This is a genomic window from Kinneretia sp. DJ1R-11 (assembly GCF_025717595.1).
In the GTDB taxonomy this organism is placed as follows: domain Bacteria; phylum Pseudomonadota; class Gammaproteobacteria; order Burkholderiales; family Burkholderiaceae_C; genus Paucibacter_A.
In genome coordinates this window covers 76,609-88,732 of sequence record NZ_JAJIRR010000019.1, presented here as the reverse complement: position 1 = coordinate 88,732, position 12,124 = coordinate 76,609, and the positions used below count along the sequence as shown (strand labels likewise).

Annotated in this window: 11 protein-coding genes; 3 read left to right on the top strand and 8 right to left on the bottom strand. The window is 65.9% G+C overall.

All coding sequences use genetic code 11. From position 1 onward, the window contains the following. Nucleotides 1-88: 88 nt before the first annotated feature. Nucleotides 89-526, bottom strand: coding sequence for a MerR family transcriptional regulator (locus tag LNV23_RS22625; RefSeq protein ID WP_102766072.1), 438 nt, complete (start codon nt 524-526; stop codon nt 89-91). A gap of 99 nt (nt 527-625) precedes the next feature. Between LNV23_RS22625 and LNV23_RS22620 the strand changes: the two genes are divergently transcribed. Next, nucleotides 626-1,771 (top strand): MBL fold metallo-hydrolase, encoded by a 1,146-nt coding sequence (locus LNV23_RS22620; RefSeq protein WP_263565049.1) that lies wholly within the window; start codon nt 626-628, stop codon nt 1,769-1,771. 322 nt (nt 1,772-2,093) lie between these two features. Here LNV23_RS22620 and LNV23_RS22615 read toward each other — a convergent pair whose 3' ends face one another. The 7 genes from LNV23_RS22615 to LNV23_RS22585 all read right to left on the bottom strand — a co-directional run bounded on the left by LNV23_RS22615 (nt 2,094) and on the right by LNV23_RS22585 (nt 9,887). Then, nucleotides 2,094-2,909, bottom strand: a complete 816-nt coding sequence (locus tag LNV23_RS22615; RefSeq protein WP_263565048.1) for a M48 family metallopeptidase — start codon at nt 2,907-2,909, stop codon at nt 2,094-2,096. 15 nt (nt 2,910-2,924) lie between these two features. Continuing rightward, complete coding sequence (locus LNV23_RS22610) at nt 2,925-3,737, bottom strand: lysophospholipid acyltransferase family protein (protein ID WP_263565047.1); 813 nt, start codon at nt 3,735-3,737, stop codon at nt 2,925-2,927. Further along, nucleotides 3,737-4,357: a D-glycero-beta-D-manno-heptose 1,7-bisphosphate 7-phosphatase gene (gmhB, locus tag LNV23_RS22605; RefSeq protein ID WP_263565046.1), complete on the bottom strand. Its 621-nt coding sequence runs from the start codon at nt 4,355-4,357 to the stop codon at nt 3,737-3,739. Before gmhB ends, LNV23_RS22610 begins: the two co-directional genes overlap by 1 nt. A gap of 63 nt (nt 4,358-4,420) precedes the next feature. After that, nucleotides 4,421-6,526, bottom strand: coding sequence for a glycine--tRNA ligase subunit beta (glyS, locus tag LNV23_RS22600; protein ID WP_263565045.1), 2,106 nt, complete (start codon nt 6,524-6,526; stop codon nt 4,421-4,423). Nucleotides 6,527-6,529: 3 nt separating this feature from the next. After that, a complete protein-coding gene (gene glyQ / locus LNV23_RS22595) occupies nt 6,530-7,471 on the bottom strand; it encodes a glycine--tRNA ligase subunit alpha (RefSeq protein ID WP_263519108.1) in 942 nt (313 codons plus the stop codon). A gap of 89 nt (nt 7,472-7,560) precedes the next feature. Then, a complete protein-coding gene (gene lnt / locus LNV23_RS22590) occupies nt 7,561-9,078 on the bottom strand; it encodes an apolipoprotein N-acyltransferase (protein ID WP_263565044.1) in 1,518 nt (505 codons plus the stop codon). Nucleotides 9,079-9,083: 5 nt separating this feature from the next. Next, nucleotides 9,084-9,887: a CorC family transporter gene (locus tag LNV23_RS22585; protein WP_263565043.1), complete on the bottom strand. Its 804-nt coding sequence runs from the start codon at nt 9,885-9,887 to the stop codon at nt 9,084-9,086. Between the two features lie 214 nt (nt 9,888-10,101). On the opposite strand from LNV23_RS22585, the gene LNV23_RS22580 reads away from it, so the two are divergent. Both LNV23_RS22580 and dksA read left to right on the top strand, forming a co-directional pair. After that, nucleotides 10,102-11,136 (top strand): CobW family GTP-binding protein, encoded by a 1,035-nt coding sequence (locus LNV23_RS22580; protein WP_263519111.1) that lies wholly within the window; start codon nt 10,102-10,104, stop codon nt 11,134-11,136. 169 nt (nt 11,137-11,305) lie between these two features. Continuing rightward, a complete protein-coding gene (dksA, locus tag LNV23_RS22575) occupies nt 11,306-12,028 on the top strand; it encodes an RNA polymerase-binding protein DksA (RefSeq protein WP_411910621.1) in 723 nt (240 codons plus the stop codon). Nucleotides 12,029-12,124 lie beyond the last annotated feature (96 nt).

Genomic DNA, 12,124 nt, shown 5'->3' with positions numbered 1-12,124 from the left:
TCTCAGGTACAAATGTGTCAACGCTGGGCAGGACGGGTCACAGTTAGCATTAAGGCCGCTGACATGCGGCCCTTTTGCTTCCTGGCTCTTACTTGACCTGCTTGAGCAGGCTCTTGCAACGGTCCTCGTGCTGGGCGATCTCGGCCAGCGTGACCTCGATGTCGTCGAGCTGCTGCTCGAGCTGGCGGCGGTGCTGCTGCAGCACTTCGAGGAAAGCGCGCAGCTGCGGCGCCGCGCCGCTGGAGGCGTCGTACATATCGACCAGCTGCTTGATCTCTTGCAAGCTCAGGCCCAGGCGTTTGCCGCGCAGGGTCAGCTTGAGGCGGGTGCGGTCGCGGTGGGTGTAGACCCGGTTGCGGCCGGCGCGCGAGGGCTCGAGCAGGCCCATGTCTTCGTAAAAACGAATGGCCCGGGGCGTGATGTCGAACTCATGGGCCAGCTCGGTGATGGTGAACTGGCGGGCACCCTCGCTCGCGGCATTCGGTGGGGTGACGGTGCTCATGGCTAAACTGGGGCTCGCTCGCATTGACGTTGACGTAAGCGGCAATTCTATGCACCTGCGAAGCGGCGCCGCGTCGGGCCTTGCCCTCTCCCCTCCCAATTTGCTGCTTCTAGCTGAACGACCATGGCCAATCCCCGCGAATCGGAACTGCACTACCCGCTCGGCGACGCCCGCCCCGGCCCGGGCGAGCTGATCGAGCTGGCGCCCGGCGTGCGCTGGCTGCGCATGGGCCTGCCGTTTGCGCTGGACCACATCAACCTCTGGCTGCTGCGCGACGAGATCGACGGCACGGGTGAGGCCATGGGGGCCAAGGTCCAGGGCTGGACTATCGTCGATTGCGGCGTGGCCAATGAAGCGACGCAGGCGAACTGGGAGGCCATCTTTGCCGATCAGCTCGAAGGCCTGCCGGTGCTGCGAGTGATCGTCACCCACTTCCACCCCGACCACATCGGCCTGGCTCACTGGCTCTGCCAGCGCTGGAGCGGCGCTGTGGCGCCGGGCCTGCCGGCGCATCACGAATGCCGGCTCTGGATCAGCGCTACCGACTTTCACCTGGCCCGCCTGGCCAGCGGCTCGACCGTGGGCATGGGCGGCGAAACCGCCGCGGCCTTCTTCGCCAGCCATGGCCTGAGCGACCCGGAGGCCCTGGCCAAGATCCGCGCCCGCAGCAGTTACTACCCGAGCATGGTGCCGCAAGTGCCGGCCAGCTTTCGCCGTCTGATGGGCGGCAAGACCTTGCAGATCGGCGGCCAGAGCTGGCAATGCTTGGTCGGCTACGGCCATGCGCCCGAGCACATCAGCCTCTACTGCGCCGCACTCGGCCTGATGATCTCGGGCGATATGGTGCTGCCGCGCATCTCGACCAATGTCTCGGTCGTCGATGTCGAGCCCGAGGCCGACCCGCTGCGCCTCTACCTCGATTCGCTGCAGCGCCTGCTCAGCCTGCCTGCCGACACCTTGGTGCTGCCGGCCCATGGCCTGCCCTTCCGCGGCCTGCATGCGCGCATCGAGCAGTTGCAGGAGCACCATGTCGAGCGCCTGGCCGATGTGCGCCAGGCCTGCGCCGACAAGCCCTGCCATGCGGCCGAGCTGCTGGAGCTGCTGTTCAAGCGCAAGCTGGATCTGCACCAGACCACCTTTGCCATGGGTGAATCGGTGGCCCACCTGAACTCGCTCTGGCTGGGCGGCCAGCTGCGCCGCGAGCGCGGCGCCGACGGCATCTACCGCTTCAGCACCCTGGCCACGCCAGCATCGGCGCCCAAGACCTGAACCGGCCCGAAGCGCTGCGCCCAAAAGAAATCCGCCATCGCTGAGGCTGCCGGCAATGGCAGCGTCAAGGATGGCGGACTCTCGGCCCCTTTTAGCACCCCTCGGCAGCCGGGCTGCGAGTGATTCCACGCCGTATGGAATCTAGAACTGGGTGCGGGTGATGACAGCGTTGGCCCAGAGTGTCTATCGTCACCCTCTTGGGGGACAAGCCCCCCCAAAGAGGGATAAGCCCAGCGAGCCAAATCGGCACTGTTCACATGTTCACTTCGCTGGGTGAACGCGTGAACAGGTGAACCAGTGAATCCGAAGAAAGCAGTCGCGCTCACTCGCTGACGATGGACTCTTCGCGCAGGCGGCCGCGGGCGGTTTCGAAGTCGGGCAGCACCGAGCGCACCACGGCCCAGAAGGCCGGGCTGTGGTTCATCTCGCGCAGATGGGCCAGCTCATGGGCGACCACGTAGTCGATGATGGCCGGCGCGAAATGGATCAAGCGCCAGTTCAGGCGGATGGAGCCGTCGACACTGGCGCTGCCCCAGCGCGTCTGGGCCGAGCTCAGGCGCAGCTGGGTCATCTGCACGCCCAGCGCGGCGCCGAAACGTTGGCAGCGCGGCTCGAAATCGGCACGCGCGCGTCGCTTGAGCCAGGCCTGCACGGTGTCGCGCAGCTGTTCCTCGCTGGCCGCCAGCGGCAGGCCGATGCGCAGCACGCGCCCGGCCTCATCGAAGTGCACACCGTTGCGCTGCGGCTCAAGGCGCAGGGTGATGGGCGTGCCGAGGTAAGGCAGGCTGGCGCCGTCGCGCCACTCGATGCGCGAGGCCTCGACACGGCGGGCGCGTTCGCGCTGCTCGACCAGCTTGCGCAAAATCCAGTCGGCCTTGTGATGCAGGGCGCGTTCGATATCGGCCTGCGGCAACCAGCGTGGCGCGCTGACGCGCAGACCCTGGGCGCCGACGACAAAGCCGATGCTGCGCCGGCGCGCCCGCTTGAGCTCATAGGCCACACGGTGTTCGCCCAGGCTGAGCTCGCGCTGGGCGCGCGGATTCTGTAGCACCTCGGCCTCACTGCGGGCCGGCACCGGCTCCTGGCCGAAGAGACTGAGCTGAGCGCCTTGCAACAAGGGAAGCAGGTTCTTGAGCATGGGATACGTCGGGCCTCAGGCCTGCAAAGCCGCCGAAGATCGGGCCGCGCCCGGTGCCGCTGCCGAAGGATAGGCCTCGGGGTCCAGACGCTGCATCTCGGCCTCGATCCAGGCCTCAACCTCGCGCATCAGCTCGCCGGCCTCGCGGCCTTGCGGTGCGATCGGCCGGCCGATGGAGATGTCCACCACACCCGGGCGCAGCAGAAAACTCTTGCGCGGCCAGCAGCGCCCCGAGGTGGCCGCGATCGGCACCACCGGCACGCCGGTCTCGATGGCCAGGCGGGTGCCGCCGGTCTTGTACTCGCCCTTCTGGCCGCGCGCGGTGCGTGTGCCCTCGGGGAACATGATGACCCAGTTGCCCTGGGCGGCCAGATGCTTGCCTTGTTCGGCCACCTTCGCCCAAGCTTCCGCGCGCTTGCTGCGGTCGATGTGGATCATGTCCATGCGCGCCATGGCCCAACCGAAGAAGGGAACATAGAGCAACTCGCGTTTGAAGACATAGGCCAGCGGGTGCGACATCAGGGCCGGGAAGGCAAAAGTCTCCCAGGTGCTTTGGTGCTTGGGCAGCAGGATCACGGCCGAGCGGCGGGCCGCCTGGCTGGGCAGGTTGTCCATGCCCTCGATGCGCCACTGCACGCCGCAGATCCAGCGCGCGCTATGGATGGCCAGACGCAACCAGCCGGCGCAGGCCCAGTAGACCCGGTCGCCCTTGGCAAACAGCGAGATCAGCAAGACGGCCGTCGCCCAAGGAGCGACCGTCACGGTCAGCCAGAGCACGAACAGCAGCGAGCGCAGGGCCGCAAGCAGGCTGGCCAGCGGGGCAGCCATCAGTTCAACGCTCCCGGCGCGGTGTCTGGGGCCAGGGCTTCGCCGCGCGCATCGGCCTTGCTGCGGCGCTCTTTCTGGATCAGGCTCTCGGCGAAGGCACCCAGGCTGGCATGAACCCTGGCACCCGGCACCGTGGCCAGCAAGCTGGCCAGCTGCTCGTCATCGAGCGCGCCGAGGCGGGCGCCACGGATCAAATGCGGCACACAACCGGCCGCCTGCGCCGTCTGCAAGTCCCGCAAGCTGGCACCGACCATATGAATGCTGGGCAACTCGACGCCGAAGCGCTCGCCGATCTGCTGCACCAGGCCCGGCAGGGGCTTGCGGCAGTCACAGCCCTCTTCGGGCGTGTGCGGGCAGAAAAAGGCAGCAGCGAGGCGGCCACCCTTTTCGGCCAGCAGCTGGTTCAAGCGGATGTGGATGGCATTCAGCGACACCATGTCCAGCAGTCCTCGACCGATGCCGGGCTGGTTGGTGGCCATCACCGTGTGCCAGCCGGCATGGTTGAGCCGTGCCACCGCTTCCAGCGCACCGGGCACCGGCACCAGCTCATCGACCGATTTGACATGGTCGTCCCGGTACTCGTTGAGCGTGCCATCACGGCCCAGGATGACCAGTTTCATGCTGTGGCTGTGATCAGAACGCATGCGCTTGCCTGTCTGCTTAGGGGTGGAGTTGCTAAAAACTCAGGACGCCAGACGCGCCAGCTCGGCCACCCGGTTCATGGCCTCGTGCAGGGTCTTGAGCAGGCCCAAGCGGTTGGCGCGCAGGGCCGGGTCTTCGGCGTTGACCATGACGCCGTCGAAGAAGGCATCGACCGGGCCTTTGAGCACCGCCAGCTCGCGCAGCGAGGCGGCGTACTCGCCGTTGTGGAACAGGCTGTCGGCGATGGGCTGGACATTCTTCAGTGCGCCAGCCAACTGCTGCTCGCCGGCTTCCACCAGCAGCGCCTCATTGACCTGAGCCTGCACCGGCTCTTCGCTCTTTTTCAGGATGTTGCCGATGCGCTTGTTGGCGGCGGCCAGGGCGGCGGCTTCCGGCAAGGCGGCAAAGGCGCGCACGGCCGTCAGGCGCGCAGCCACATCGGCCAGGCGCTGCGGGCGCAGGGCCAACACGGCGTCGACTTCCTGAGCGCTGTAACCCTGCTCACGCAACGAACCGGACAGACGGTCGAAAACAAAGTCAGCCAGCGGGCCGGCGGGGTTCTGGATCAGGGCACCGAAGGCCGGCACGGCCGCTTCGATCAAGGCGTCCAGCGCCAGCGTGGGCGCGCGCTCGCTGAGCATGCGCACCAGGCCCAGGGCATGGCGGCGCAGGGCAAACGGGTCCTTGTCGCCGGTGGGCAGCTGGCCGATGCCGAACAGGCCAACCAGGGTCTCCAGCTTGTCGGCCAGGGCCACAACCAGGCCGACCTCGTTGCGCGGCAACTCGTCGCCGGCGAAGCGCGGCTTGTAATGGTCTTCCACGGCCAGGGCCACGGCCTCGCTGAGGCCGTCGTGGCGGGCGTAGTAGCCGCCCATGATGCCTTGCAGCTCGGGGAACTCACCGACCATATCGGTCAGCAGATCGGACTTGGCCAGCAGCGCGGCCTGGTCGGCTTGCTCGGTCAGCACGCCGCCGCCCAGCAGGCCGGCGATGGCGCGAGCGATCGCGCGCACGCGCTCGACGCGGTCGCCTTGCGTACCGAGCTTGCCGTGGTAGACCACCTTGGCAAGACCCGGCACCCGATCGGCCAGAGTCTTCTTGCGGTCTTGGTCGAAGAAGAATTTCGCATCGGCCAGGCGCGGGCGTACCACACGCTCATTGCCTTGGATCACGGCACTGGCGTCGGTCGGGCTGATGGCACTGACGACCAGGAAGTGGTTCGTTAGCTTGCCGGAGGCGTCCAGCAGCGGGAAGTACTTCTGATTGGCCTTCATGGTCAGGATCAGGCATTCCTGCGGCACGGCCAGGAACTCGGGCTCGAACTGGCAACTCAGCACATTCGGCCGCTCGACCAGGCCGGTGACCTCGTCCAGCAAGGCTTCGTCCTCGATGGGCTTGAGCCCTTGCAGGGCGGCAGCCGCCTGCAGCTGGCGCGCGATCTCGGCGCGGCGCTCGGCAAAGCCGGCAATCACGGCACCCTGCTCGCGCATCTGCGCGGCATAGCTGTCGGCGCTTTCAATCGTCAGCTCAGGCGCGCTGGCCTCGAAACGGTGGCCGCGCGTCGTGCGGCCCGATTGCAAGCCCAGGGCCGAGACGGCCACCAGCTCGGCGCCATGCAGGGCAACGATGCCATGGGCCGGGCGCACGAACTTCACATCGGTCCAGCCGTCTTTCAGCTGGTAGCTCATGACCTTGGGGATGGGCAGCTTGGCCAGGCTCTCGTCCAGAGCCTTTTGCAGGCCTTCGGCCAGGGTGGCGCCGGGCACCAACTGGTCCAGGAACAGGGCTTCGGCCTTGCCATCGGGCAAGCGCTTGAGCTGGGGCAGCACCGAGGCATCGGCGCCGACGCTGGCCAGCTTCTTCAGCAGGGCCGGCGTGGCCTGGCCCTCGGCCGTCAGCGCAACCGCCACCGGCATCAGCTTTTGCTGCACGGCGCGGTCGGCGGCCTTGGGTGACACATGCGTCAAATGCAGGCCAAGGCGGCGCGGCGTGGCGATGGCGGTCGCTTGCGCGCCCTCACCCACCAGGCCCTGGGCCTTGAGGCTGTCCACCAGCACGGCGGAGAAAGCCTCGCCCAGCTTCTTGAGCGCCTTGGGCGGCAGCTCTTCGACAAACAATTCGATCAGCAGATTCTTGTGCGCGCTCATGACTCAGGCCGCCTTTGCTTTCTTTTCAATCTGGGCGATGACTTGATCGGCCCATTCCTTCGGCGCCATGGGGAAGCCCAGGCGTGCGCGGCTTTCCAGATAGCTCTGCGCCACGGCGCGTGCCAGATTGCGGATGCGGCCGATGTAGGCGGCGCGCTCGGTCACGCTGATGGCGCCGCGGGCGTCCAGCAGGTTGAAGCTGTGGCCGGCCTTGAGCAGCTGCTCGTAGGCGGGCAGGGCCAGCTGCTGCTCCATCAAGTGCTTGGATTGTTTTTCGTGCGCGGCAAAGGCGGTCAGCAGGAACTCGACGTCACTGTGCTCGAAGTTGTAGGTCGATTGCTCGACCTCGTTCTGGTGGAAGACATCGCCGTACTTGATGTCCGGCGCGCCGTCCTTGCCTTCGACATAGACCAGGTCATAGACCGACTCCACGCCCTGCAGATACATGGCCAGACGCTCCAGGCCGTAGGTGATCTCGCCGGTGATGGGCTTGCAGTCGATGCCGCCGACCTGCTGGAAGTAGGTGAACTGCGTCACTTCCATGCCGTTCAGCCAGACCTCCCAGCCCAGGCCCCAGCAACCGAGGGTCGGGTTTTCCCAATCGTCCTCGACGAAGCGCACATCGTTCTTTTTGAGGTCAAAGCCCAGGGCTTCGAGCGAGCCGAGATACAGCTCCAGGATGTTGGCCGGCGCGGGCTTGAGCACCACCTGGTATTGGTAGTAGTGCTGCAGGCGGTTGGGGTTCTCGCCGTAGCGGCCGTCCTTGGGGCGGCGGCTGGGCTGAACGTAAGCTGCCTTCCAGGGCTCAGGGCCCAGGGCGCGCAGGAAGGTGGCGGTGTGGCTGGTGCCGGCGCCGACTTCCATGTCGTAGGGCTGGAGGAGTGCGCAGCCCTGCTTGGACCAGTAGTCCTGCAGGGTCAAGATGATGTGCTGGAAGCTCAGCATAGAGGTGATGGCATCGGGCTTGCGCCGCTGACAAGAAAGAAGTGGTGGGATGCGGCGGGGCCCAGCCCCACCATCGCTTGGGGCCGATTCTACGAGGCGCGGCGGGCGGCTTGCGCCCGCCATGCGAGGGCGAGCGGAAGTGCCAGTGCCACAAGCCAGAGCGGCCACAGGCCCAGGGCATACAGCCAGCGGGCGTAGGGGGTTTCGCCCTGCCGCCCTTCGACCTCGGCTTCCAGCACACCGGCCTGGGCCGGAGGCAGCTGGGCCGTGAGCTCGGCGCGGTGGTCGAGCACCGCCGTGGCGCCGGTGTTGGTCGAGCGGATGAAGGGCCGCTGGAACTCCAGGGCGCGCATGCGCGAGAACTGCAGATGCTGGTCTTGCACCATCAGCGTACCGAACCAGGCCAGATTGCTGACATTGGCCAGCACGGTGGCGGCCTCGGGGCCACGCACGCTTTCGACAAAGTCCTCGCCGAACAGATCCTCGTAACAGATCAAGGGTCGCAGGCGCTGGCCGGCCACGGCAAAGGCGCGCTGGTGCAGGCCACGCGCCTGGTCATCCATGGGAATGCCCATCAGGCGCACAAACCAGTGGAAGCCTGGCGGGATGAACTCACCAAAAGGCAGCAAATGGCGCTTGCCATAGTTGTAGCTGGGCAGGCTGCCGAAGCTCTGCAGAGAGTTGACGAAACCCTCCTTCTCGCTGCCCAGAAAACTGCCCAGCAGCAAGGGCCGGTCGACCGAGGCGGCCTGCAAACGGAGCAGGTAGTCGGGGTCCAGAAAGGCCATGGGCACCGGCACCACCGACTCTGGGGTCAGCACCAGCTGCCCGCGTGCCGACTCGATCAGCTGGGCCAAATGCTCAAGGTTGCCGTCGATGCGCTCACGGTCGAACTTCTGATCCTGGGGCACATTGGGCTGCAGCAGGGACACTTTCAGATAACCGGTGGAGCGGGTGAATTCCTGCGGCAGCAGCAGCGCAGCCACGGTCAGCAGCCCCAGCACGGCCACCGCCGGCCGCCAGGCGCGCACGGCCGGCAAGGCCAAGGCCGCCAGCGCGGCCGCGGCCAGCGCCGCCAGGGCCGAGATGCCGTAGATGCCGACCCAGGGCGCCCAGGCCGCCAGCGGCCCGGTGGTGTGGGCATAGCCGCTGGCCAGCCAAGGGAAGCCGCCGAACACGGTGGCACGCAGCAGCTCGGCCAGCAGCCAGACACTGGCAAACAAGAGCACCTGCAGGCCCGCGCCCGGCTGGGTGCGCAGACGCAGTTGCGCCAGCAAAGCCAGCATGGCCGCGTAATAGCTGGACAAAAACGCCGCCAGCAGCAGCACGGCGAGCGCGGCCAAGAGCCAGGGAATGCCACCGAACTGGTGCATGCTGATGTGCAGCCACCACAGGCCGCTGCTGAGCCAGCCCAGGCCAAAGCCCGCGCCCAGCCAAGCGGCGCGACGCGGTGTGGCCGTCCAACTCAAGGCCGCCAAGCTGGCCAAGGCCAGGATCTGCAGCCACCATGCGTCGAGCGGCGCAAAGGCCGCGGTGTGCAGCACCCCGGCCAGCAGTGCCGCAAAAAAGGCCACCCGGGGGGCGGCCTTGAGGGAGTCGTGAGGCATGAACATCAAGTCTCGGTTTTGGGTACTCGGGTGACCTTGAACCAGCGCACCGAGCCGCCACGCGTCAACATCACGGCAAAGCGCAGGCCGGCCAGCTCGACCACCTCGCCGCGGCGCGGCACCCGGCCATGTTCCTGGGCGACCAGGCCGCCAATGGTGTCGAATTCGTCCACCGCCAATGCCACCGTGAAGGCCTGATTGACCTGGGCGATGGGCGTGTCGCCGGCCACGCGCTGGCTGCCATCGGCCAGGGTGTAGATGCCCGATTCGCCGTCCTTGTCGTCGAACTCGTCCTCGATCTCGCCGACGATCTCCTCCAGCACATCCTCGATGGTGATCAGGCCGGCGGTGTTGCCGAACTCATCGATGACGATGGCCAGGTGGTTGCGGTTGGAGCGGAAGTCGCGCAGCAGATCATTGAGACCCTTGCTCTCGGGCACGAAGATGGTCGGCCGCAGCAGGGCACGCAGATTCAGCTCGGGGGCCCGCTGGATCTTGAGCAGGTCCTTGGCGAGCAGAATGCCGATGATGTTCTGGCGCGAGTCTTCGAAGACCGGGAAGCGCGAGTGACCGGAATCGATCACCGCCGCCAGCAGCTCGTCATAAGGCGCGTCAATATCGAGCAGATCCATGCGCGGCGCCGCCACCATCACATCGCCGGCGCTGAGCTCGGCCATGCGCAGCACGCCTTCCAGCATCTGGCGTGATTCGGGCTCGATCAGCTCGCGCTGCTCGGCATCGGCCAGCGCTTCGAGCAGTTCACTCTTGGAATCCGGGCCGGGATGGAGAAACTCCAAGATGCGCACCATGAGGCCGCGCGGCACAGCGGATGGATTTCTTTCGCCCCCTTTTGCATGATTTGCAGAGGGCCGACTAGGCTGAGGTTCAGACACTGGGACTGCGTGTCGTAGTTACACAAGCTTGCAGAATAACCGATTGACATGACAGGGCTCTTGCAGGACATTCACCCGCCCCCATATCCAGGGCTGGTTTTTCTAGCAGAGCGCCGCGCGCGAACCCATCATGTCCAAAGGTCTCATCCCCGTCACCATCCTCACCGGCTTCCTCGGATCCGGCAAGACCACCCTGCTCAAGCGCGTGCTCTCGGAAGCCCACGGCCAGAAGATCGCCGTGATCGAAAACGAGTTCGGTGAAGAGGACATCGACACCGAGATCCTGGTGGCCGACACCGAGGAACAGATCATCCAGATGAACAACGGCTGCGTCTGCTGCACCATCCGTGAAGATCTGCGCACCACGCTGTCCGACCTGGCTGCCAAGAAGCGCCGCGGCGAGCTCAACTTCGAGCGCGTCATCATTGAAACCACCGGTGTGGCCGACCCCGGCCCGGTGGCGCAGACCTTTTTCATGGACGACGAGATCGCCGAGGCCTATCTGCTGGACGGCGTGCTGACCTTGGTCGATGCCGTGCACGCCAACCAGCAGCTGGACAGCCGCCAGGAAGCGCGCCGCCAGGTCGGATTCGCCGACCAGATCTTCATCAGCAAGTCGGACCTGGTCGACAGCGCCGCCGTCGATGCTCTGAGCCACCGCCTCAAGCACATGAACCCGCGTGCGCCGCAGCAACGCGTGCACTTCGGCGAGGTGGAGCTGTCGCGCGTGCTGGATCTGCGCGGCTTCAATCTGAACGCCAAGCTGGAAATCGACCCGGACTTCCTGAAGATTGACGATCACCACCACCATGATCACGACCATGAGCATGGCGAGCATTGCGACCACCCGCATCACCATGTCCATGACGACGATGTGAAGTCCTTTGTCTTCAAGTCGGACCGCGCCTTCAACCCGGCCAAGCTGGAAGACTTCCTGGGCGCCATCGTTCAGGTCTACGGTCCCAAGCTGCTGCGCTACAAGGGCGTGCTGAATATGAAGGGCACCGACAAGCGGGTGATCTTCCAGGGCGTGCACCAGCTGATGGGCTCCGACCTCGGCCCGCGCTGGATGCCAGGTGAGAAAAAGACGAGCAAAATGGTTTTCATCGGTATCGACCTGCCCAAGGAGATCCTCTTGCAAGGCCTGGAAGGCTGCCTGGCCTGAGGCCGCAGCGCCGGCTCACGAGCTGGGGGAAAACTCCCCTAGTTCGGGCGTTCTGGGCGCACACTCAAGCTGGCTACAATCCGCGGCGCCCGAAAAAGCGATTCAGTTGATCCCGATTGCAATCTAGCCCGGCAGAGACCTCTTCAACTGCCGGAGCGAGGAGAGAAACGTGAGCAAGATCCAGGCCCCACATCCGACACCGACGTCAGCCACCAAGCCTGACGGCGATGCCAAGCCAAGCAGCAAAACCAGCAAGGCGGCATCCAAGTCCAAGACCGATGCAGGGGTTCAGCCAGCGGTCGCTTTGCTGGATGCCGCCCCCCCACCGACCGGAAACAGCCGCTTCGCTGACCGATTCGCCCCCCCGAAGCCGCCCACCCGACAGATGAATACGCCCGTGATCGAAAGCCCTCAGAACTCCAACAACAAGGCCGCCAAGGCCGACCCCAAGCTGGCCAATGCCTGGAAGACCAAGTCTGGCGCCGAGCTCAGCGATGCCGAAGTGCTGGCCATGCCCGACACCGAGTACATGGGTGCCAAGCAGATCGAGTTCTTCCGCGCCAAGCTGACCGAACTGAAGAACGGTGTGCTGTCCAATGCCGGTGAGACCACCGAGCATCTGCGCGAAGACACCTCCATCGTCCCCGATCCGGCCGACCGCGCCACCATCGAGGAAGAGCATGCCCTGGAGCTGCGCACCCGCGACCGCGAGCGCAAGCTGCTGAAGAAGATCATGCAATCGCTGTCACGCTTGGACAACGGCGAGTACGGCTACTGCGACGAAACCGGCGAGCCGATTGGCCTGGGCCGACTGATCGCTCGCCCGACCGCCTCGCTGTCGCTGGAAGCCCAGCAACGCCGCGAAATGAAGCAGAAGATGTTCGGTGACTGATGAGCGGCGCCCGCGGGGCCGGCTGCCCGCCGCCCCGTCCACGCAGCGCTTCCACGACGCTGCCGCCCTCTCCACCCCACCCTCCATCCAGCCAAG

Coding starts and splice junctions, on each gene's coding strand:
- LNV23_RS22625 (WP_102766072.1), bottom strand. CDS start 526: ATGCGAGCGAGCCCCAGTTTAGCCATGAGCACCGTCACCCCACCGAAT.
- LNV23_RS22620 (WP_263565049.1), top strand. CDS start 626: ATGGCCAATCCCCGCGAATCGGAACTGCACTACCCGCTCGGCGACGCC.
- gmhB (WP_263565046.1), bottom strand. CDS start 4,357: ATGAAACTGGTCATCCTGGGCCGTGATGGCACGCTCAACGAGTACCGG.
- glyS (WP_263565045.1), bottom strand. CDS start 6,526: ATGAGCGCGCACAAGAATCTGCTGATCGAATTGTTTGTCGAAGAGCTG.
- lnt (WP_263565044.1), bottom strand. CDS start 9,078: ATGCCTCACGACTCCCTCAAGGCCGCCCCCCGGGTGGCCTTTTTTGCG.
- LNV23_RS22615 (WP_263565048.1), bottom strand. CDS start 2,909: ATGCTCAAGAACCTGCTTCCCTTGTTGCAAGGCGCTCAGCTCAGTCTC.
- LNV23_RS22585 (WP_263565043.1), bottom strand. CDS start 9,887: ATGGTGCGCATCTTGGAGTTTCTCCATCCCGGCCCGGATTCCAAGAGT.
- glyQ (WP_263519108.1), bottom strand. CDS start 7,471: ATGCTGAGCTTCCAGCACATCATCTTGACCCTGCAGGACTACTGGTCC.
- LNV23_RS22580 (WP_263519111.1), top strand. CDS start 10,102: ATGTCCAAAGGTCTCATCCCCGTCACCATCCTCACCGGCTTCCTCGGA.
- LNV23_RS22610 (WP_263565047.1), bottom strand. CDS start 3,737: ATGGCTGCCCCGCTGGCCAGCCTGCTTGCGGCCCTGCGCTCGCTGCTG.